Origin of the sequence: Bacillus cereus group sp. BfR-BA-01356, from assembly GCF_022663635.1 — a bacterium.
GTDB classification, from domain to species: Bacteria; Bacillota; Bacilli; order Bacillales; family Bacillaceae_G; genus Bacillus_A; species Bacillus_A cereus.
This window is the reverse complement of record NZ_JAKUFX010000081.1, coordinates 1-17611: the sequence shown is the minus strand read 5'-3', so window position 1 is coordinate 17611 and position 17611 is coordinate 1. Positions and strand designations below refer to the sequence as shown.

Below are 17611 nucleotides of genomic sequence, written 5' to 3'. Positions count from 1 at the left end.
GCATCTCTTTTTCTTACTACTTATTGTTTTCATTTCCTATATATTCAATAGCTTCTTTTAATAGCTCTTCAAAGTTAATAGGATAATCATGATCTAAGTCAGGCACAACTTTATACTTATGTTCTATATTCTTCTCTCTTAATAGTTGTACAAATTGCTGCGTGGATTCGAAACAATCTTCATCTTGATCCCCGCATACTATATATCCTTTTATATGTTTATCCTGCAGCACTCTTAACAACTCATCCCATTCTTCAATCTCGGGAAGCCATGGTGCCATAAAAACAAAACCATCTACATTTATATCTTGTTGTAAAATCGTATATAAAGCTACTCTCGCCCCTGCAGAAAAACCACCAATGATTACACTTTCTACTGTATGATTTTCTATAAACTTATTGTAATGCTCTTTTAATTCCTCTTTTCCTCTCTCTATATCATCCCAAACAAATCCATCTGAAAACTCAATTTGTGAAGACTGTGGTAAAGCTAACATATAATCTTGTGTCAACACAGATTTCCAATATGGTTCTACTATTTGTATATTTTCTTGGTCACCGTGCAATGTAAGTAGTAGATTTCCCTCTTTCTTGCTGTATATATATTTCACATCTGGTCTTTCCTTTTTATGTGCTAATTCTTCTCTTTCTTTACATAATTGCACCATTGTATGAAATTCTTCAAATTTATGTAGTGATTTTAAATCTTCGTCGGAAATTAAATACTCATTTCCATACCAGAATCCCTTTTCTATAATGGCCTCTCTCATTAAATGTAATGCTTCTTTTTCAAGTCCCGATGCACTTGCGAGTGCATACTTAAAATTATATATTTGCGCCTCATTCCCTATTACACCTGTAGCGTTTTCCATTATATAATTGTACGCTTCAAAACTTCCTTTATTTGCATAACAACGTAACGTTTCATTTAATAATTGAATGTAAGTCATGCTATTTTTCATGTACCAATTCCCCCGAAACCTTTTATAATATTTTTTGCGAATCTTTATACCACTTTGTATAACCCACGCTAACAATACCTTATTCTCAAAATGATGCTTAATAGTTACTCTTCCCTGTCCAATACATTTAGTATAAATAATAATAGACTGAAAAATCAATATTTTAACAAACAAAAAAAGACAACAATATATGTATTGTTGTTTTCATTACATCTACCCGCTCTTTTGTTTTTTTCTATCTGGTTTACTTGAAACTAAATAATGTTTTTCTGAAATATATAAGTCTCTTTTTAAGCTACGATTTAAGTAAGGTCCTAGCTTCATTCCGCATATGAGGCGATCTTCGCTACCTTCAACAATTGGGAACATTTCTTTTTCTGTTACGTATTGGTCTACTGCTTTTTGTACGACATCAATTTCTTTCACTAGGCTTAAATTTTCTGCTGTATGTTCAAATACCTCAAGCGTTTCCTTCGTTATGAGAAAATCATTTGTTGGAAATGCAGGTAAATACGGTTTTAACAAATCATAATTTACTGTATAATCTTCATTTACTAATACTGTATAAACGATATTAGCATTCGTTTCTAAAAACTGAGCCATCGCTTGTTCTAATTCATCTTTCGTAATTTCCCGCTCTTCTTTTCCAGTTCTGAAAAAGCGAAACATCGCATCGCCTCCTTTTTACTATATTATAGCATAAAAGAAAACTGAAAAATCATAAAAAAACCCATTGAAATAATTTTTCAATGGGTTTCTATTATATTTATCGTTATTTTAAGAATGCACTTAGCATCCATACATGCTGTTCTAATGTTGTATGAATTGCTAACAGCATGTCAGCTGATGTTTCATCGCCAGCTTCACCTGCAACTTCCATACCTTCTTTTAATTCTTGAATAAGTGCAGAATAATCATTCACTAATGTTTGCACCATTTCTTCTGCAGATTCTTTGCTTGCCCCTTCGCTGACACTAGATGTTGCGAGATATTCTTTCATTGTCGCTAATGGTTTACCTTCTAAAGCTAAAATACGTTCTGCTAACTCATCAATATACGTTCCAGCCTCATTATAAAACTCTTCAAATTTCTCATGTAATGTAAAGAAGTGTGGCCCTGTCACATACCAGTGATAATTATGTAGTTTCACATATAACACATTCCAGTTTGCTACCTGCTTGTTTAATACTTCAACAACATTTGTTTTCGTACTCATACAATCACTCCTCTTATCATTTTGTAATGTTTATCTTTTAATAACCTAATTACATTTTACCATACATTCCCTTTCCTTTCGAACAATTGGCTTATATGTAACAAAGTTTTAACACCTTTAATGCTTCCCTAATATCATTAAATTCATGTATTTTTTCAAACACTTCATACGTCTAATTGTCCAAGCTCATACATATGCATAATAGTACATCAAGCTCATCATAGTAGAAAGAGGGATAACATGGACAATCAACAATGGCAAGTAGCAAAGAAAGTAGCCGCTACTTATATCGGAACTGTCGTTGGAGCTGGATTTGCTACTGGACGAGAAATTGTTGAATTTTTCACAGTGAATGGATTATACGGGACAATTGGCATATGTGTAAGTGGATTTTTTTTTATTTGGCTTGGCACAAAGATGATGTTACTTTCATCACAAATCGGGGCATTTTCAGCGCAAGAATTTAACAAATATTTATTTGGGGATGTATTTGGGAATGTTGTAAACACATTATTATTACTCGTTTTATTCGGCGTAACGAGCGTTATGTTATCAGGGGCTGGTGCAGTATTTGAAGAGCAACTTCGCTTACCAAGACAACTCGGTATTCTTATTACAGTTATCGCTTGTCTCATTATAAGTAGCCGCGGATTACAAGGTGTTTTTGAAGTAAATACACTTGTCGTACCTATTATGATGATTTTTATTATCGGACTTGCTATTACAACCTTTTTTCACGGTACAACTCCTATTAACAACACTATTCCTGCAGAGAGCTGGAATATGAAATGGATTACTAGCCCTATTACATATGTCGCCTTAAATCTTTCTCTCGCCCAAAGTGTTCTCGTCCCATTAGCCAGTGAAGTAAAGGATCGAAAAGCTATTTTTTGGGGTGGGATTTTAGGTGGTGCTGGACTTTCTTTAATTTTATTATGCAGCCATTTAGCAATCTTATCAGTCGATCAATTTTACCAATATAACATCCCAATGGCTGAAGTCATAAGAAGATTTAATGCAACTTTTCACTTCTTTTTCGTTCTCATTATTTTCGGTGAAATTTTCACAACTTTAGTTGGTAATGTGTTCGGAATGACAAAACAGATGCAATCTATTACTGGGTGGAAAAATAACAATATTATTTTCTTCATTTTACTAATTAGTTATTGCTTTAGCTACATCGGTTACAGTGACTTACTTCACATTCTATATCCTATCATCGGATGGGTAAGTATTGTTATACTGCCAATCATTGCGTTTAAACAACTTCAAAAAACATAAAAAAGCATCCATGTTATTGGATGCTTTTTTATGCTCATTCACAATCATCACATACTTCCCAATACGGTCCCATTTCTAATGCTAAATATGGCTTTAACTGCAACCGAATCATTCGACTAGGCATGCGCTCTAAAACAAAGTGAATACCTTCTTCATCTTCGTCTAATTCAACTTTTGAAATCGCAATTCTTTGCATAGTCGTAATGGGAATTCCATCTTTATATAAAGTGATTTTCACCTCATCGTATTCATTAAAATATAATTCGACACTCATTTGATTTTTCAGTATTTCATCAACAATTTTAAATGTATTATTTTGTTCTTGGATTATATATTTCCATCCGCCTCTATCTTCTTTCGGAGCTGTTTGAAATAATGTCTCCAAATCCTCGTATAGCATAAGATAACCCCTCTCTTACTAAAAAACGATGAGTATTTTATATACCCTTTATCTCTATCACTATCCATAGCTATTGTACCATATATCAACGTTCTTACCGTATTCATTTGCTTCATACATACTTATAAAATAACTAATTCTATCTCCATTATTATGTATATTACCTCATTACTCCATACACTCTTACAAGTTCAAATAACGACAGACTTTAATCCATGCAAATATTGTCTACTCTCTGCTTTTATTAGCTCACAGCATTCACACTTTTACATATAGTAAGACTACCACAAATAAAAAAGGAGAGTGACTTATACCACTCCCCTCAAAAGACCTTCCCTATAGCTGCTAAAACTAATACGATTATTAAAATTGCAAATAATAATGAGACAATGAAACTAAAAATAGGTAACGCTTTCTTTTCATTCTTCTTAAATAGTAACTTTAAACTAAGAAAAATATTTACTGGTACAAATATAAAATAAAAATATTTAACAATTTGCACCGAGCTATTCGAAAGTGTTTTTAATATAAACACTTCAATTAGAAAAACAATAAAAAATGAAATACTTAGCCAAAATGAGACGTAACTAAGCCAAGAATGTCTTTTTGTCCCCCAATACACTCCCATAATACTCTCCTTTTATTTGTATTCTATACGTTAATAATTATACACAAAGCTAACAAATACCTCTATTTTTCGACAAACATTATGCAAAATACCATTTTAAACGTCATAAAGGAAGTTTACATCTCCATTTGATTTTACACAATAAAACAGACTACCCTCTATTGGCATAATGCTACTAGGGGATAGTCTGTTCTCTATTAAACTTTAAATCTCTCAATTAGTCCTTGCAACTCTTCAGCCATTTGAGATAACGTGCCTGCTGCAGATCCAATTTCCTCCATCGAAGCTAGCTGTTCTTCAGCTGAAGCCGCAACATTTTGTGTGCTTGTCGCATTATTTTGTGCTGTCATTGCAATTTGTCCTACCGAAATAGATACTTCATTTGCCCCTTTTGACATTCCATTAGCCGTTTCAACCATCGTCTTAATTTGATTAGCTATTTCATTTGTAGATTGTAAGATTTCAGCAAAGTTTTGCTTCGTTTCATTTGCGATAACAAGTCCAGATTGAACTTCCTCATTTACATGATTCATAGATTTGACTGTCTTACCCATATCATCTTGTATTTCACATATTAATTTACTAATTTCACTAGAAGATACGCTAGACTGCTCTGCCAATTTACGCACTTCATCTGCAACAATTGCGAAACCTCTTCCATGCTCACCGGCTCTTGCGGCTTCAATCGCCGCATTTAGAGCTAGAAGGTTTGTTTGATCTGCAATATTTTGAATTACTTCTAAAATATCACCAATTTGTTTTGATTTATTATTTAGTAATTGTATAACTGCATCTGATTGTGAAACCGATTCTGCAATAGACTGCATCTGGTTTACTGTTCTTCCTACTAGTTTCCCACCATCTTCTGCTTTTTCACGAGTATGTGCAGAAGCCGTATTAATAGATGATGAACTATTTGCTACATGTTGAATTCCTTCCGTTACATCAAACAGTAACATAGCGCCATTTTCTACGCTTGTTGTTTGCGTCGTTGCCCCACTTGATATTTCATCCATTGCGATTGTGATTTGCTCAGTCGCTTCACTCGCTTGCCTTACACTTGCAGTTAGCTCTTCTGATGCCGCTGCAACATGCCCAGCTGAATCGTTAATTCTTCCAATTAACGTCCGTAACGAATTCGTCATCTCATTAAAGCCTTTAGCAAGTTGGCCGATTTCATCATTAGAATGAATTTCAATTGTTTGCGTTAAATCCCCTTCGCTTATTTCTTTAGAGGTAACAACTAATCTCTTTAAAGGCTTCGTAATTGAAAGTGTTACAAAATAAATAAGTGCCCCGCCTACTACTAATGAGATAAGCATAACAATTAACATATTATAAAATACAGGTTGAGCAGCTTCAATTACTTCACTTGAGTACATCGTCCCACCAATTTTCCAACCTGTTTTTACATTTGTAGCAAATACCATATTCTTTTCACTACCGCCATAAGAATATGAAAAAGCACCGTGATTATCTTCATAAATTTTCTTTGCCCAAGAATCAGCCGCTTTTTCCCCTGATTTTTCTTGTGGATGAGCAATTATTTTTTGCTTTCCATCTAAAATGAAGGCATATCCTTTTTTACCAATATTAATTAACTTTGATGTTTTTAATAAATTATCTAAACTTAAATCTAGCGCAACAACTCCATTTTTATCTTCTGTTTGTTTTGCGATTGTTACGACAATATGTCCATTTCCTTTTGCCTTATATGGCTCAGTAACAACAATACCACCTTGTTTTGCAACCGCATCTTTATACCAAGAACGCTCTGTTGGATCATAGTCTGCTGCCATTTGTATATTTGGTTCTTGTACAAATTTTTTATCATTTCCGGCAACATATACTTGTTCAATATCTTTATTTAAATTTATATATTGAGATAACATTTTTCTTAATTCATCCTGATTATCTCCTTGATACATATTCCCCTGAATCACCCGTGCAAAATTATTCACATCATTAAATTTTGCATCAATCATTTGATTGATTAAATTATCCAGTATTTTTATATTGTCGTTGGCACTACTCTTAATTTGCGATTCAAAATTCTTTTTGGCTGTTTGATAAGACATGCCTCCGATAATAGACACAGCCGCAATTAAAATTACAAAGAATGAAATTAATAGCTTTTTTGCTACTTTCATATCACGAAACAAATTTAATAGTTTACCCATTATGAACCTCCTAATTTTCAAATTTAAAAGTTAAATTGAGTTAATTATGAATATTTCCCAATCCCTAATTATTATTTTCATAACCTATTATGATGAATACTTTGTAAAGTTTAAACAATTAATTTCCCTTTGTCTATATATATGAATAATATTATTATAAAATTTACAAATAGAAAAAACCAAAGGGGCACCCTTTGGTTTTTACATTTTTTTATGTTGTTTAGAAAGCTTTTTCCACTTATCACGCTCTGCTCTGGCAAGGATTGCATCTTGTTTTCTTATAAAATACGCCAGTTCTCTTTGTAATTTTTTATAGCTTTTCAAACGATCTATCGTAATAAGTCCGTTTTCAATTGCACTATACACCGCGCACCCTGGTTCATTCTCATGCTTACAATCACGGAAACGGCATGTTGTCGCAAGTTCTTCAATATCAGAGAATGTTGTTTGAATCGCTTCGCTTCCTTCCCAAAGTTGCAATTCCCTCATACCGGGAGTATCAATTACGAGAGCGCCACTTGGCAATTGAAATAACTCTCGATGCGTTGTCGTATGCCTTCCCCTACTATCCTCCTCACGTATATCTCCCGTTTTTGCTACCTCAATTCCTATTAGCGCATTTAACAAAGTTGACTTTCCTACCCCTGATGACCCAACTAAAGCAATTGTTTTCCCTGAAGAAACGAATTGTTTCAACGAATCAATACCTGTATGCTCTAAACTATCAACAACAAAAATAGGAACACCAATTGCTATAGCTTCCGTTTCTACAATTTTTTGTTCTATATCATTACATATACTACTCTTTGTTAAAACAATAACTGGCATAGCGCCACTTTCATACGCTAATAATAAATAACGTTCCATCCTTCTAACATTAAAATCATGATTAAGTGCATTCACTAAAAATAAATAATCTACATTTGCTGCTATAATCTGTTCTTCTGTTCTTGTTCCAGCCTCTTGTCTTGAGAAAGAGCTTCTTCGCTGGAAAATACGATGAATAATCGCTTTCTTTTCATCTTCTATTTTCTTTATATACACCCAATCACCAACTGCTGGATAATCGCCTTTCGTAACTGCTTCATGCCGGAACTTCCCAGACAGTTCTGCCATATACTCACCATCATTACAAATAATTCGATATATATGCTTATGCTCGAGTAAAATTCGTCCTACTTCAAAGTTCTCAACAGCTTGTTCCTCAAAAAAAGAATCCCAGCCGAACGATTCTAAAATATTTTGATTCAAATTGATATCCTCCCTAGTGTAAGCTAAGCGGAAGGATCGTGCGCTCACTTATATAGTCTCGCCCTTTCCATCCACCTTTGTATTTGGTTTATTATTCATATAAGTTATTTTCGCCATAATACATCACCCCGTTCTTCTTTTAATTACTCTCATTATATGGAATTCTCCTATAAAAAGCTACATTATTTAACGTAATTTTCAAACAACTTTCTTTTGAGCATTCTAATTTGTCCTCGGTGACTAATTTCATCTTCTAGCACATGATACCAAAGATAGTGCTGGTTATATATTACACCGTTAGGCCACTTTCTTTCTGACATGAGCCACTCATCACTTTGTTCACTTAAATACTTCAGAGATTCTTCTCGAACACTTTGTAGAAGTTGTACATAATACTGTATTTCATGACCACGGATCGCTCTACCCGCTTCCCCTAAATACAGTGCATCTTCCCATATTTCTAATTCTTCTTTTGTAAAGTCACGATTTTGAAATGAAATAAGCTGATGAACTTTTTCAATAGCTGCTATATGCTTTAATAAGGCGCCAATTGAATTTCCGCTGCTCTGCATAATTAAATCTAATTGCTCAACTGATAAATTTTTTACTTCGCCTAATGTTACAGCCCTCGTATGCTCCAGCATGCTTACTAATTCCCCTATATTTTTTGTATAACCATCTACACTTCTTATTCGATAATCTATCTTCATATCACGCACCCCTTTCTGCATTCATATTATTGTAAAAATGATTCATATAATAGACTGAAACCTTTCGAAATTTTCTGTTATAATTAAATTGAATACAAAATATACCCAAACAAACTTTCTCAATATGCTTATATGAAATATTAAAAGGAATCAATATAAAATAATCGAATCTTATTCACTAAAAGGAGTGGATTCGATGGAAATGTATCAATGGCTAACCGCTGTTCTCGTTGGTGGCATTACCGGCTTCGTTTCCCATCTAATCAATAACCAAGGTAAGTTATTGCTTCCACGCCGTTTGAAAACATTTTTTCATTTTGGATTTTTAACTGATATTTTTACTGGTAGCCTAGCCGCACTTCTTGGGCTCGTTTTATTCGATGTCACCGCGATAAAAGAAATTATAAAAGTATCCATTGTAACTGCTATTTCTGGCCAAACTTTCTTACTACATCAAGCTCTTGGTGGCGAACAGGCTAAAAATACGCAAATTGGGAAAGCTGATGAGAAGATTCAAGAAATTGACAAATTATTGCGACGTTAGTGTATACTTTCTTTTAAAATTATTGTTATAATGAGAAATAAATATTTTCTATTGCGTCGTTTGTCAGGAGAAAGGGTGTTTCGTATGACAAAAAAGAAAATAGAAGATTTCTTAACAAACTCCGAAAAAGAGGAACTGCTAGAAAACTATAAATGTTTACGAGAAGCCCGCACAAAAAGCGAAGCTAACTATTTTGGTGAAGCAGTAAACCATCTATTAAATAAAGCAAAACAACGAATTATTAAAGATGCAGGCATACATGATGAAAATGCTGCAACTGTTCAATCAAAGAGAAAAGCACTGTTTTAGCTACATTAGCTAAAACAGTGCTTTTTATTACAATACTTTTCACATTACTTTCACATCTATTTCACAATTATAAGTACTCCTATATGTTAAACTAGGTATATCCTTTTCCGAGGAGCTATATGCCGATATATAAATCCCTATCTATATAGGGATTTTTTATTTCCCCATAATTTTATTACAAATCCTTTTCAATCATACAGCTCAACGACGAATTATTAAAAATACAGCAACTATGCAATCAAAAAGCACCTTCTAGACTTATCCTAAAAAATTGTTTTTTGATTTACTAAAACTTTATGATGCAATTCCTGTTTCACTATTTTCAGTAAGTTTTTCACTTTTTCTAAACAAAAATAAAGCTCCTATATATAGTAACGCAGTAAAACTACCTATAAGTATAAAATTGTGAGATACTGCAAATAACATTCCTGCTATTGCCGCACCAATCATTTGACCAATATACATAGAAGCATTTGCAAGCGCGGCTCCTGTTCCTCTTGCTGCACTAGATATGTTTTGTAAGTGCCTCATCATTAATACAAACAAAATTCCTGTCCAAAAAAACAAAGCAAAGAACGATAACTCCACCAATACAATGTTCTTTACATGTGGAAGTAATACATATAGCACTGCTGTAAATATAATTCCACCATAGAAAGAAAGGTTATAACCAATTTTATTTACGATTCTAGGACCAAAAATATTACCAGTTAAATTTCCTAACCCTAATACGAGCATAGCTGTACCTACTTCATGAACTTGTAAGCCAAATTGAATGGAAAGCCATACACCAAAAAATGAAAATGCAGCAAAATTTCCGGTTTGAAAAACAAAGTATGCAAAATAAGAAAGTGAAACCTTTGAATCTGTGAGTAATTGTTTATAACGCTGTAAAATCGCTTTTTTATTTCCACCTATATGAACCGACTGTATTTCTGGTAATACAACATAAATAAGAATGACAAGTAGTGCTGATAATATACCAATGAAATAGAATGGGATTGTATAATGTATCGTTGCTAAATAAGCTCCCAGTGGCAGCCCTAAAATTTGAGAGATTGATAACCCTGCTGTTGCAACCCCAATTGCTTTCACAATTTGCTTCTTCTCTATAAGGAGCGGAATAGATGCCCACACTTGTGGAGATACAAAAGCTGCACTTACACCTGCTAAAAATCTAAATGTTAGCATCCATAAAAAACTCGGTGCAATTCCACACAAAAACGTACTTATTGCAAAAAAACTCATACCTAGTACCATCACTTTTTTTCTGTTTAATCCATCTGATATAGGACCAGCAATAAGCGCAAATCCAGCATACCCTAAAGCATACGAACTCACCATCCATCCTGACAACTCAGTTGAAACATGATACACCTGTTGCAATGTCGGCAACAGTGGTGAAATTAAGAAAGTATCTGTACCGATCATAAACATTATCATAAAAAATACAGCTAGTACTCTGTTCATTTAGACCTTCTCCTTATATAAACAGAGGGTACTCTCCCTCTGTTTAACTAATCTTCTAAAATAGATTGGATTTCTTTCATGACTCTTTCATTCAATGCAACGTCTACCGCTTTCACACTTTCTCTTACCTGCTCTGCCCGCTTTCCACCAGGTATAACAGTATCAATTCCTTCTTTATTTAATAACCATGCTAACGCTAAATGAGACACTTCAATATCATTTTCTTTAGCTAGCCCTTTTAACTTATTCACTTTCTTAAAATTACTCTTATATGTATTTTCTTCAAATAGATTTACATTTTGACGCCAATCGACTTCATTTAATTTAAAATCTTCTGTATATTTTCCGCCTAATATTCCAAAAGCAAGAGGCCCATATGGAATAAATGAAATACCCGCTTCTATACAATACGGCAACAGTTCTTCCTCAGCTGTACGTTCTAACATATTGTACGGTGATTGTACAACATCTATATGACCATGTTGATTCGCCTCTTTTAATTGTTCTATGTTTACGTTCGATATTCCAATTGAACGAATTTTCCCTTCTTCTTTTAAATGAGTAAGCTCTCCGATTGAATCTATGTAACTTGTTTCAGGATTTGTAAAATGTAAATAATATAAATCAATATATTCAGTCTGTAATCTTCTTAAGCTATTTTCCACAGCATTCCTTAAATAACTTGGTTCATTGTTAATATAAGTTTCTCCATTTAACAACGGTTGAATTCCACCTTTTGTAGCAAGTATAAACTCATGACGTTTTCCCTTTAATACTTCTCCTACTAATTCCTCTGATCTACCGAAACCATATGAATCTGCTGTATCAAAAAATGTAATCCCTTGCTGAATAGCTTCTTCTACTAATCGCTTTCCTTCTTCTTCATTCACATTAGCATATAAATTATGTCCCCCTACTGCATTTGTACCTAAACCCAACTTTGAAATATTTAATCCTGCCTTTTGCAATTTTGTATACTTCATTTTTTCTCCCCCTATATTTCTATTGTTCGAATATATTAGAACAATAGAAATATACCACTTTATATGTTATAGTGCAAATATCTTAACTTATACAAGTAGGTGAAATATGCGTACACTCTATCATCCAAATCGAGAAGAAATTCAATTTTCTTCTGTCTTATATGCACTTAGCGATCAAATTCGTTTACAAATTGTAAATATGTTACTAGAGAAAAATGAACAATCTTGTGGTGCTTTAAACATCCCTGTTGCAAAATCAACTTTATCTCACCATTTCAAAGTTTTACGTGAGTCAGGTGTTATGTACACGCGCCTTGAAGGAACACAACGTTTCATTTCAATTCGTGAAGAAGATTTAAATGCTAGATTCCCAGGTTTATTACAAGTTGTATTACATGCGACAGAGCCATATTAAAAAAACATCTCATATTCATATGAGATGTTTTTTTAATATGGCTATTCTTTTAATAAATCTAATAATCCATTACCTTCGGATGTACGTTCATACCCTAAAGGTACAGTTCTTTTAATAAGTTGTGCATATATTTCCGGCTCTGATAACTTTCGACCGTATTCTTTCTCACACTGTTTAATGAGCAAGGCAAGCGCTCCAGCAACATGCGGCGTCGCCATGGAAGTTCCACTTAACACTGCATATTTCCCATCTGGATACGTAGATAATATTTCATCACCTGGCGCTACTAGATCAATTTCTTGATTTGAATTACTAAAACATGTGATTTTCCGTTCTAAATTGACAGCGCCGACTTCAATTACTTCCGAGTAAGCACCTGGGTAATCTAGTTCCTCTGTATTATCATTACAATCTCCATTATTCCCAGCAGCACATACAACGAGAACATCCTGCTTTACCGCCTTTTGAATTGCTTCATGTAATTCTGGAACATCTTGCGGACCACCAAGTGACATTGAAATAATTCTCACTTTCTCTTGATTCGGCCCTCTCCAATTTACAGCATAATGAATTGCCTCAATAATTTGCTCGTAACTTCCAGAACCATCTCCCGCTAAAACTTTTAATACTAACATTTTAGCAAGCGGTGCAACTCCTAATACACCGACACCATTTTCAGTTGCTGCAATTGTCCCCGCGACATGAGTACCATGTCCGTTATTATCAAGATACACATTTGGATCAGCTTCATAATCTTTTGTGAAATTTCTTCCGCCGATAATACGATCTTTTAAATCTATATGATTAGTATCACACCCTGTATCTAATACGGCAACGACTACATCTTGCCCCTTCACACTCTTTTCCCATACTTGCGGAGCGTGAATCAGTTGTACACCTGGTGGAATTTCATTTACTTGTTCTACAACTTTATTTACGATAAATGGAATCAATTGTATACCTTTTTGTTTATTCACTGTACTACTCATCGTAATCCCTCCTGAAAATGTATTATTTTCATTTCAGACCACTTTTGAATACGTGTAAATGTAACATTCGTTTTATTCTTTTTGTTTTCCTTCTTTTCAAATATTTCTCAACATCATTTACTAACTCTATACTACTTTTGTATTTCCCCTATGATTTATAGGAAATAATAGCCTGGGTCATTCAACTAATAACCAAAATAAAAGGACCAATTAATGGTCCTCTTACAGTCTTTTAAAAGAATGATATGTAATTTGAAAAATAATATAAATTAAGACTAAACCTCACTCTTGTTTAAAAACTTTTCTATTTCTTTTACTAAATATTCCGCTCCCTCTATCCCAACAGTAATATTTCCATTTGCTAATGATATGTTCTGCTCTGAAACATCACCTGTGATTTGGCAAGCATTGTAAGGTTGATATTTTTGTAAAATGATTTTATCTGCTTCTACAAAAATTTCAAGCGGTGATTTGATTTGTATTCCCAATACATCGCGTAATTCTTTAGGGATAACAATTCGTCCTAATTCGTCTACTTTTCGAATAACTCCTGTTGCTTTCATATTTCTCCCCCCTTTCTCTCTATTAATTTTTTTCACCTCGCTTTTTCCATTTTATCACTTTTTGGCAATACTTGCCTCTTTTTAGAAAATTTTGTACTCGAGTTAAAAAAACACATTTAATGCATACGTAATCTCTCTTTCAATTGTTTTACATAACGGGATCTTATAAGTAAGAAGTATACAACTTGAATACCTATGAAAATACTTAATACAACTGTATTTTCTTTAAACAATGAGTACTCAAACATTTGCCCTAACGCCGTTAAGGCTACTGCCCCATGTAATGTTGCAACACCAATTGGAACGAAGAATAAAAGCGCCAATCGAATTGTAACTACCTTCGATAATTCCCTGCTTGTCAATCCAACTTTTCGAATCATTTCGAACAAGCGAACATCATCCTCCAAATCGGAGAATAAACGGAAGTAAAGGAAACTTCCTGCGCAAACGAAAAATACTATACCAATAAAGAAACCTACAAATAAAATCGGTCCTGCAATTTGTAAACTTTGGTTTTGCTCGTACTCTTCCGCACTAAACGTTGAATATTCTTGATACGGTTTAATTTGATGCGTAAGCTCTTTACCAATTTCAATCTCATCTTTCGTTCTTTCAGTTTTATACATATAATCTTTTGTCTCTATAAATCCATCTTGTAATGAATCATATTGATCATTAGAGATTACATAAACATTTCCTCTTAATATTTTCCCCAATGAAGATGAAGTAACTTTTTTCACCTTTAAACTTTCATTCATATTAGGTAAAGTAATTTCTTTTCTTTCTTTCATCGCTGGCCCTGGTATATCAGCTGACAAAAATACAACCTCTTTATTTGCTACAGTATTAAATGGTTCTCCCGTTAACTTTGCATATTCCTTATAGTCTGATTCTTTTATAAAAGTGGCGCTTCTTAACGACTGTTCCTCCGTTTTCTTTGTCGAAATATTAGTTTTTGAAGCTGCTATATTATGTTTCTTTAATCCTTTGTCAATCATTTGTATATGTTGTGATTCGTTACTATTCCCTTGCTTAGAATGGTAATGAAACGCAATTGGTCTCTCCATTATCCCTTTCGTCATGGATGCGAAGCCTACTAATGTCCCTATTGCGGAAAATGCTACAGTAGAAATAATGGTTACAATAAAGAACATTCTTGCGTTATCTCTCATACGATACGCTAAATCTGATAACGTAATAATATTAGTCTGTGTCCAATAGAAACGTTTACTTTTTTTACATAATCGAATAATAAAGACACTCAGCTGCTTGTACAACAAATACGTCCCGATAATAACTACCGTTGTAACAGGAATCATCATAATAAATACCATTGCTCCATGTGATAGAAGAGCTCCTACATAGCCAGCACTAAGCAATACTACTGCTAATATTGAAGAAATGATTGATGCTTTCGGTTCCGGTTTCGCCTCTGCTGATCCTCTAAACAACTTCATAATCTTATTTTTACGAATCATTCCTGCACTAAACAATGATATGATCATAAATAAAATAAAAAACATAATACCCGTTACAACAATTGCTTTCATCGGTATGTAATAGGATAAGGAGATATCTAGTTTCAATATCATCGGAGCGACAAATAGTAATACCCCTGAAAATAACATACCTGAAAGAATACCAAAAATAATTGCCCCTATTCCAATCATAATATTTTCAAAAAAGATCAGACGCTTTAATTGATATTTCGTCATACCTAGCATCATTAAAATTCCTAGTTCACGCTTTCTCGTTTTTAAAAACATTCCCATCGAATATAAAATAAAGAAGAATGTAAATAAGTAAATAATAGACTGTGCAAAAGACATACTTACGAATACGTACTGACCTAATTCTCCTGCACTTAATGCCGGATGAAACGCAAAAAATGAATACACAAAAAAGGCCATAATTGCAAATGCACTACTCAAAAAATAGGCTGAGTATGTCCGTCTATTTCGGGTTACATTCCGATATGCTAGTTCTCTAATGTTCATATTACTTCTCCGCCCTTCTACTATCTATGTTTTTATATTAGTAAAGTGCGGAAATACCTTCCATCGATTCAAATGACAAAAACCTTACATTTTTGAAAGGTTTAAAAAAATTGCTTATACGTAGCACTTTATTTATAATGACTACATTCATATTCATACACACATCCTATTGTATATTCGTTAGTTTTGCGAAATAATAAAGGATAGAAGTATGTACCATTATACATATAAACTTATTTACCGCTTTAATATGAATAGGAGGAAAACATAATGACATTACAAGAACAGATTATGAAAGCATTACATGTTCAGCCTGTAATTGATCCAAAAGTTGAAATTCGTAAACGAGTTGATTTCCTAAAGGATTATGTAAAAAAAACAGGTGCAAAAGGATTTGTACTTGGTATTAGCGGCGGACAAGACTCTACATTAGCAGGACGCTTAGCACAACTTGCAGTTGAAGAAATTCGTAACGAAGGTGGTAATGCAACGTTTATCGCCGTGCGTCTTCCTTATAAAGTACAAAAAGATGAAGATGATGCACAATTAGCATTACAATTCATTCAAGCAGATCAATCTGTTGCATTTGATATTGCTTCAACTGTTGATGCTTTTTCAAATCAATATGAAAACTTATTGGGTGAATCATTAACAGATTTCAATAAAGGTAACGTGAAAGCACGTATCCGTATGGTTACTCAATATGCAATTGGTGGACAAAAAGGGCTACTTGTTATCGGAACAGATCACGCTGCAGAAGCTGTAACAGGGTTCTTTACAAAATTCGGAGATGGTGGTGCAGATTTATTACCATTAACGGGATTAACGAAGCGCCAAGGACGTGCATTATTACAAGAGTTAGGCGCAGACGAGCGACTGTACTTAAAAATGCCAACAGCTGATTTATTAGATGAAAAACCAGGTCAAGCTGATGAAACAGAGTTAGGTATTACTTATGATCAATTAGATGATTATTTAGAAGGTAAAGCAGTTCCAGCTGACGTTGCAGAGAAAATTGAAAAACGTTACACAGTGAGTGAGCATAAAAGACAAGTACCAGCGTCAATGTTTGATGATTGGTGGAAATAAATTAAACATAAAAAAGAAGCTAATCTTCATTTAGCTTCTTTTTTATATGTTAACGATATACCCCTACTCTTTTCTCCAATAAATCTTGCAGGCAATCTTCATGTTGTTTACAAAATAACGGTGGCATGTCGTCTAACGGGAAAAACTTCAAATCCAACGTTTCATCACCATCTACTTTTTTGTCACCTCCAACTATTGAGAATGAAAAGAACATCACAATTGACTGGGCCTTGTCTCCATTTGGATATGATTGAAAATATTTTGTATACACTCCAATAAGCTCATTTATTTCTACACCATACCCGGTTTCTTCTTTTATTTCCCGGATTGCAGTTTCCGCAGCTGATTCTCCTATCTCCATTGCACCACCTGGAAAGCCCCAAGCGTTAAAGTCTCCTCTTTTTTGCAGTAATACTTCTCCTTCTTTATTAAATACACAACCACCGGCAAAGTTTAAGAAAACATAATCATGTCCTACTTTTTCACGTAATTCTTTTATATAATTCGCCATTCTCATTCCCCTCGTATATTAATATTTAAGCCCTATCTCAGGCTTAGTTTTACTCTCTAATAAGAGTCCAGTAATAAAGAAAATACTTGGACGTCTCAAGATATTTCTAGATAA

19 protein-coding genes are annotated in these 17611 nt (G+C 33.7%); 5 read left to right on the top strand and 14 right to left on the bottom strand.

Features of this window, described 5'->3' with window-relative positions:
• Window positions 1–16 precede the first annotated feature (16 nt).
• The 3 genes from MR168_RS22405 to MR168_RS22395 all read right to left on the bottom strand — a co-directional run bounded on the left by MR168_RS22405 (window position 17) and on the right by MR168_RS22395 (window position 2177).
• Entirely contained in the window at window positions 17–961 is a 945-nt protein-coding gene (locus MR168_RS22405) for an alpha/beta hydrolase (RefSeq protein ID WP_000798313.1), read from the bottom strand.
• 213 nt (window positions 962–1174) lie between these two features.
• Window positions 1175–1630 carry a DUF3939 domain-containing protein gene (locus MR168_RS22400; RefSeq protein ID WP_000488210.1) on the bottom strand — a complete coding sequence of 152 codons (456 nt, stop codon included), beginning with the start codon at window positions 1628–1630 and terminating at the stop codon, window positions 1175–1177.
• A gap of 103 nt (window positions 1631–1733) precedes the next feature.
• Window positions 1734–2177, bottom strand: coding sequence for a Dps family protein (locus MR168_RS22395; protein ID WP_086412133.1), 444 nt, complete (start codon window positions 2175–2177; stop codon window positions 1734–1736).
• A gap of 240 nt (window positions 2178–2417) precedes the next feature.
• Between MR168_RS22395 and MR168_RS22390 the strand changes: the two genes are divergently transcribed.
• Complete coding sequence (locus MR168_RS22390) at window positions 2418–3458, top strand: YkvI family membrane protein (protein ID WP_006924691.1); 1041 nt, start codon at window positions 2418–2420, stop codon at window positions 3456–3458.
• Window positions 3459–3492: 34 nt separating this feature from the next.
• Here MR168_RS22390 and MR168_RS22385 read toward each other — a convergent pair whose 3' ends face one another.
• The 5 genes from MR168_RS22385 to MR168_RS22365 all read right to left on the bottom strand — a co-directional run bounded on the left by MR168_RS22385 (window position 3493) and on the right by MR168_RS22365 (window position 8627).
• On the bottom strand, window positions 3493–3858 hold the full coding sequence (locus MR168_RS22385; RefSeq protein WP_000965067.1) for a DUF3979 family protein: 366 nt from the start codon (window positions 3856–3858) through the stop codon (window positions 3493–3495).
• 322 nt (window positions 3859–4180) lie between these two features.
• Window positions 4181–4486, bottom strand: coding sequence for a hypothetical protein (locus MR168_RS22380; protein WP_000539569.1), 306 nt, complete (start codon window positions 4484–4486; stop codon window positions 4181–4183).
• A 197-nt stretch (window positions 4487–4683) separates the two neighbouring features.
• On the bottom strand, window positions 4684–6666 hold the full coding sequence (locus MR168_RS22375; RefSeq protein WP_016122348.1) for a HAMP domain-containing methyl-accepting chemotaxis protein: 1983 nt from the start codon (window positions 6664–6666) through the stop codon (window positions 4684–4686).
• 201 nt (window positions 6667–6867) lie between these two features.
• Window positions 6868–7917: a ribosome small subunit-dependent GTPase A gene (gene rsgA / locus MR168_RS22370; protein ID WP_001073050.1), complete on the bottom strand. Its 1050-nt coding sequence runs from the start codon at window positions 7915–7917 to the stop codon at window positions 6868–6870.
• A gap of 182 nt (window positions 7918–8099) precedes the next feature.
• On the bottom strand, window positions 8100–8627 hold the full coding sequence (locus tag MR168_RS22365) for a DinB family protein (protein WP_000687338.1): 528 nt from the start codon (window positions 8625–8627) through the stop codon (window positions 8100–8102).
• 196 nt (window positions 8628–8823) lie between these two features.
• On the opposite strand from MR168_RS22365, the gene MR168_RS22360 reads away from it, so the two are divergent.
• Together MR168_RS22360 and MR168_RS22355 are read left to right on the top strand one after the other, a co-directional pair.
• Complete coding sequence (locus tag MR168_RS22360) at window positions 8824–9171, top strand: DUF4257 domain-containing protein (protein ID WP_000426317.1); 348 nt, start codon at window positions 8824–8826, stop codon at window positions 9169–9171.
• A gap of 84 nt (window positions 9172–9255) precedes the next feature.
• On the top strand, window positions 9256–9480 hold the full coding sequence (locus MR168_RS22355; protein WP_000162602.1) for a hypothetical protein: 225 nt from the start codon (window positions 9256–9258) through the stop codon (window positions 9478–9480).
• 294 nt (window positions 9481–9774) lie between these two features.
• Here MR168_RS22355 and MR168_RS22350 read toward each other — a convergent pair whose 3' ends face one another.
• Window positions 9775–10950, bottom strand: coding sequence for an MFS transporter (locus MR168_RS22350; RefSeq protein WP_001082492.1), 1176 nt, complete (start codon window positions 10948–10950; stop codon window positions 9775–9777).
• 47 nt (window positions 10951–10997) lie between these two features.
• Entirely contained in the window at window positions 10998–11933 is a 936-nt protein-coding gene (locus tag MR168_RS22345) for an aldo/keto reductase (protein WP_016122346.1), read from the bottom strand.
• Between the two features lie 106 nt (window positions 11934–12039).
• Here MR168_RS22345 and MR168_RS22340 point away from each other — a divergent pair, with 106 nt between their 5' ends.
• Window positions 12040–12348: an ArsR/SmtB family transcription factor gene (locus tag MR168_RS22340; RefSeq protein WP_001259906.1), complete on the top strand. Its 309-nt coding sequence runs from the start codon at window positions 12040–12042 to the stop codon at window positions 12346–12348.
• 41 nt (window positions 12349–12389) lie between these two features.
• Here the strand turns inward: MR168_RS22340 and MR168_RS22335 are convergent, their stop codons facing one another.
• The 3 genes from MR168_RS22335 to MR168_RS22325 all read right to left on the bottom strand — a co-directional run bounded on the left by MR168_RS22335 (window position 12390) and on the right by MR168_RS22325 (window position 15897).
• Window positions 12390–13337: a serine protease gene (locus tag MR168_RS22335; protein ID WP_000099746.1), complete on the bottom strand. Its 948-nt coding sequence runs from the start codon at window positions 13335–13337 to the stop codon at window positions 12390–12392.
• Between the two features lie 275 nt (window positions 13338–13612).
• The gene (locus tag MR168_RS22330; RefSeq protein WP_000648324.1) at window positions 13613–13900 is read right to left on the bottom strand and encodes an AbrB/MazE/SpoVT family DNA-binding domain-containing protein; all 288 of its coding nucleotides are present in this window, start codon (window positions 13898–13900) and stop codon (window positions 13613–13615) included.
• A gap of 116 nt (window positions 13901–14016) precedes the next feature.
• On the bottom strand, window positions 14017–15897 hold the full coding sequence (locus tag MR168_RS22325) for an FtsX-like permease family protein (RefSeq protein WP_001025988.1): 1881 nt from the start codon (window positions 15895–15897) through the stop codon (window positions 14017–14019).
• Window positions 15898–16167: 270 nt separating this feature from the next.
• On the opposite strand from MR168_RS22325, the gene nadE reads away from it, so the two are divergent.
• Entirely contained in the window at window positions 16168–16986 is an 819-nt protein-coding gene (nadE, locus tag MR168_RS22320; protein ID WP_000174901.1) for an ammonia-dependent NAD(+) synthetase, read from the top strand.
• 49 nt (window positions 16987–17035) lie between these two features.
• On the opposite strand, the gene MR168_RS22315 is transcribed toward nadE, so the two are convergent.
• Window positions 17036–17497: an NUDIX hydrolase gene (locus tag MR168_RS22315; protein ID WP_016122345.1), complete on the bottom strand. Its 462-nt coding sequence runs from the start codon at window positions 17495–17497 to the stop codon at window positions 17036–17038.
• Window positions 17498–17611: the final 114 nt, after the last annotated feature.

Coding starts and splice junctions, on each gene's coding strand:
- MR168_RS22405 (WP_000798313.1), bottom strand. CDS start 961: ATGAAAAATAGCATGACTTACATTCAATTATTAAATGAAACGTTACGT.
- MR168_RS22400 (WP_000488210.1), bottom strand. CDS start 1,630: ATGTTTCGCTTTTTCAGAACTGGAAAAGAAGAGCGGGAAATTACGAAA.
- MR168_RS22395 (WP_086412133.1), bottom strand. CDS start 2,177: ATGAGTACGAAAACAAATGTTGTTGAAGTATTAAACAAGCAGGTAGCA.
- MR168_RS22390 (WP_006924691.1), top strand. CDS start 2,418: ATGGACAATCAACAATGGCAAGTAGCAAAGAAAGTAGCCGCTACTTAT.
- MR168_RS22385 (WP_000965067.1), bottom strand. CDS start 3,858: ATGCTATACGAGGATTTGGAGACATTATTTCAAACAGCTCCGAAAGAA.
- MR168_RS22380 (WP_000539569.1), bottom strand. CDS start 4,486: ATGGGAGTGTATTGGGGGACAAAAAGACATTCTTGGCTTAGTTACGTC.
- MR168_RS22375 (WP_016122348.1), bottom strand. CDS start 6,666: ATGGGTAAACTATTAAATTTGTTTCGTGATATGAAAGTAGCAAAAAAG.
- MR168_RS22365 (WP_000687338.1), bottom strand. CDS start 8,627: ATGAAGATAGATTATCGAATAAGAAGTGTAGATGGTTATACAAAAAAT.
- MR168_RS22360 (WP_000426317.1), top strand. CDS start 8,824: ATGGAAATGTATCAATGGCTAACCGCTGTTCTCGTTGGTGGCATTACC.
- MR168_RS22355 (WP_000162602.1), top strand. CDS start 9,256: ATGACAAAAAAGAAAATAGAAGATTTCTTAACAAACTCCGAAAAAGAG.
- MR168_RS22350 (WP_001082492.1), bottom strand. CDS start 10,950: ATGAACAGAGTACTAGCTGTATTTTTTATGATAATGTTTATGATCGGT.
- MR168_RS22345 (WP_016122346.1), bottom strand. CDS start 11,933: ATGAAGTATACAAAATTGCAAAAGGCAGGATTAAATATTTCAAAGTTG.
- MR168_RS22340 (WP_001259906.1), top strand. CDS start 12,040: ATGCGTACACTCTATCATCCAAATCGAGAAGAAATTCAATTTTCTTCT.
- MR168_RS22335 (WP_000099746.1), bottom strand. CDS start 13,337: ATGAGTAGTACAGTGAATAAACAAAAAGGTATACAATTGATTCCATTT.
- MR168_RS22330 (WP_000648324.1), bottom strand. CDS start 13,900: ATGAAAGCAACAGGAGTTATTCGAAAAGTAGACGAATTAGGACGAATT.
- MR168_RS22325 (WP_001025988.1), bottom strand. CDS start 15,897: ATGAACATTAGAGAACTAGCATATCGGAATGTAACCCGAAATAGACGG.
- nadE (WP_000174901.1), top strand. CDS start 16,168: ATGACATTACAAGAACAGATTATGAAAGCATTACATGTTCAGCCTGTA.
- MR168_RS22315 (WP_016122345.1), bottom strand. CDS start 17,497: ATGGCGAATTATATAAAAGAATTACGTGAAAAAGTAGGACATGATTAT.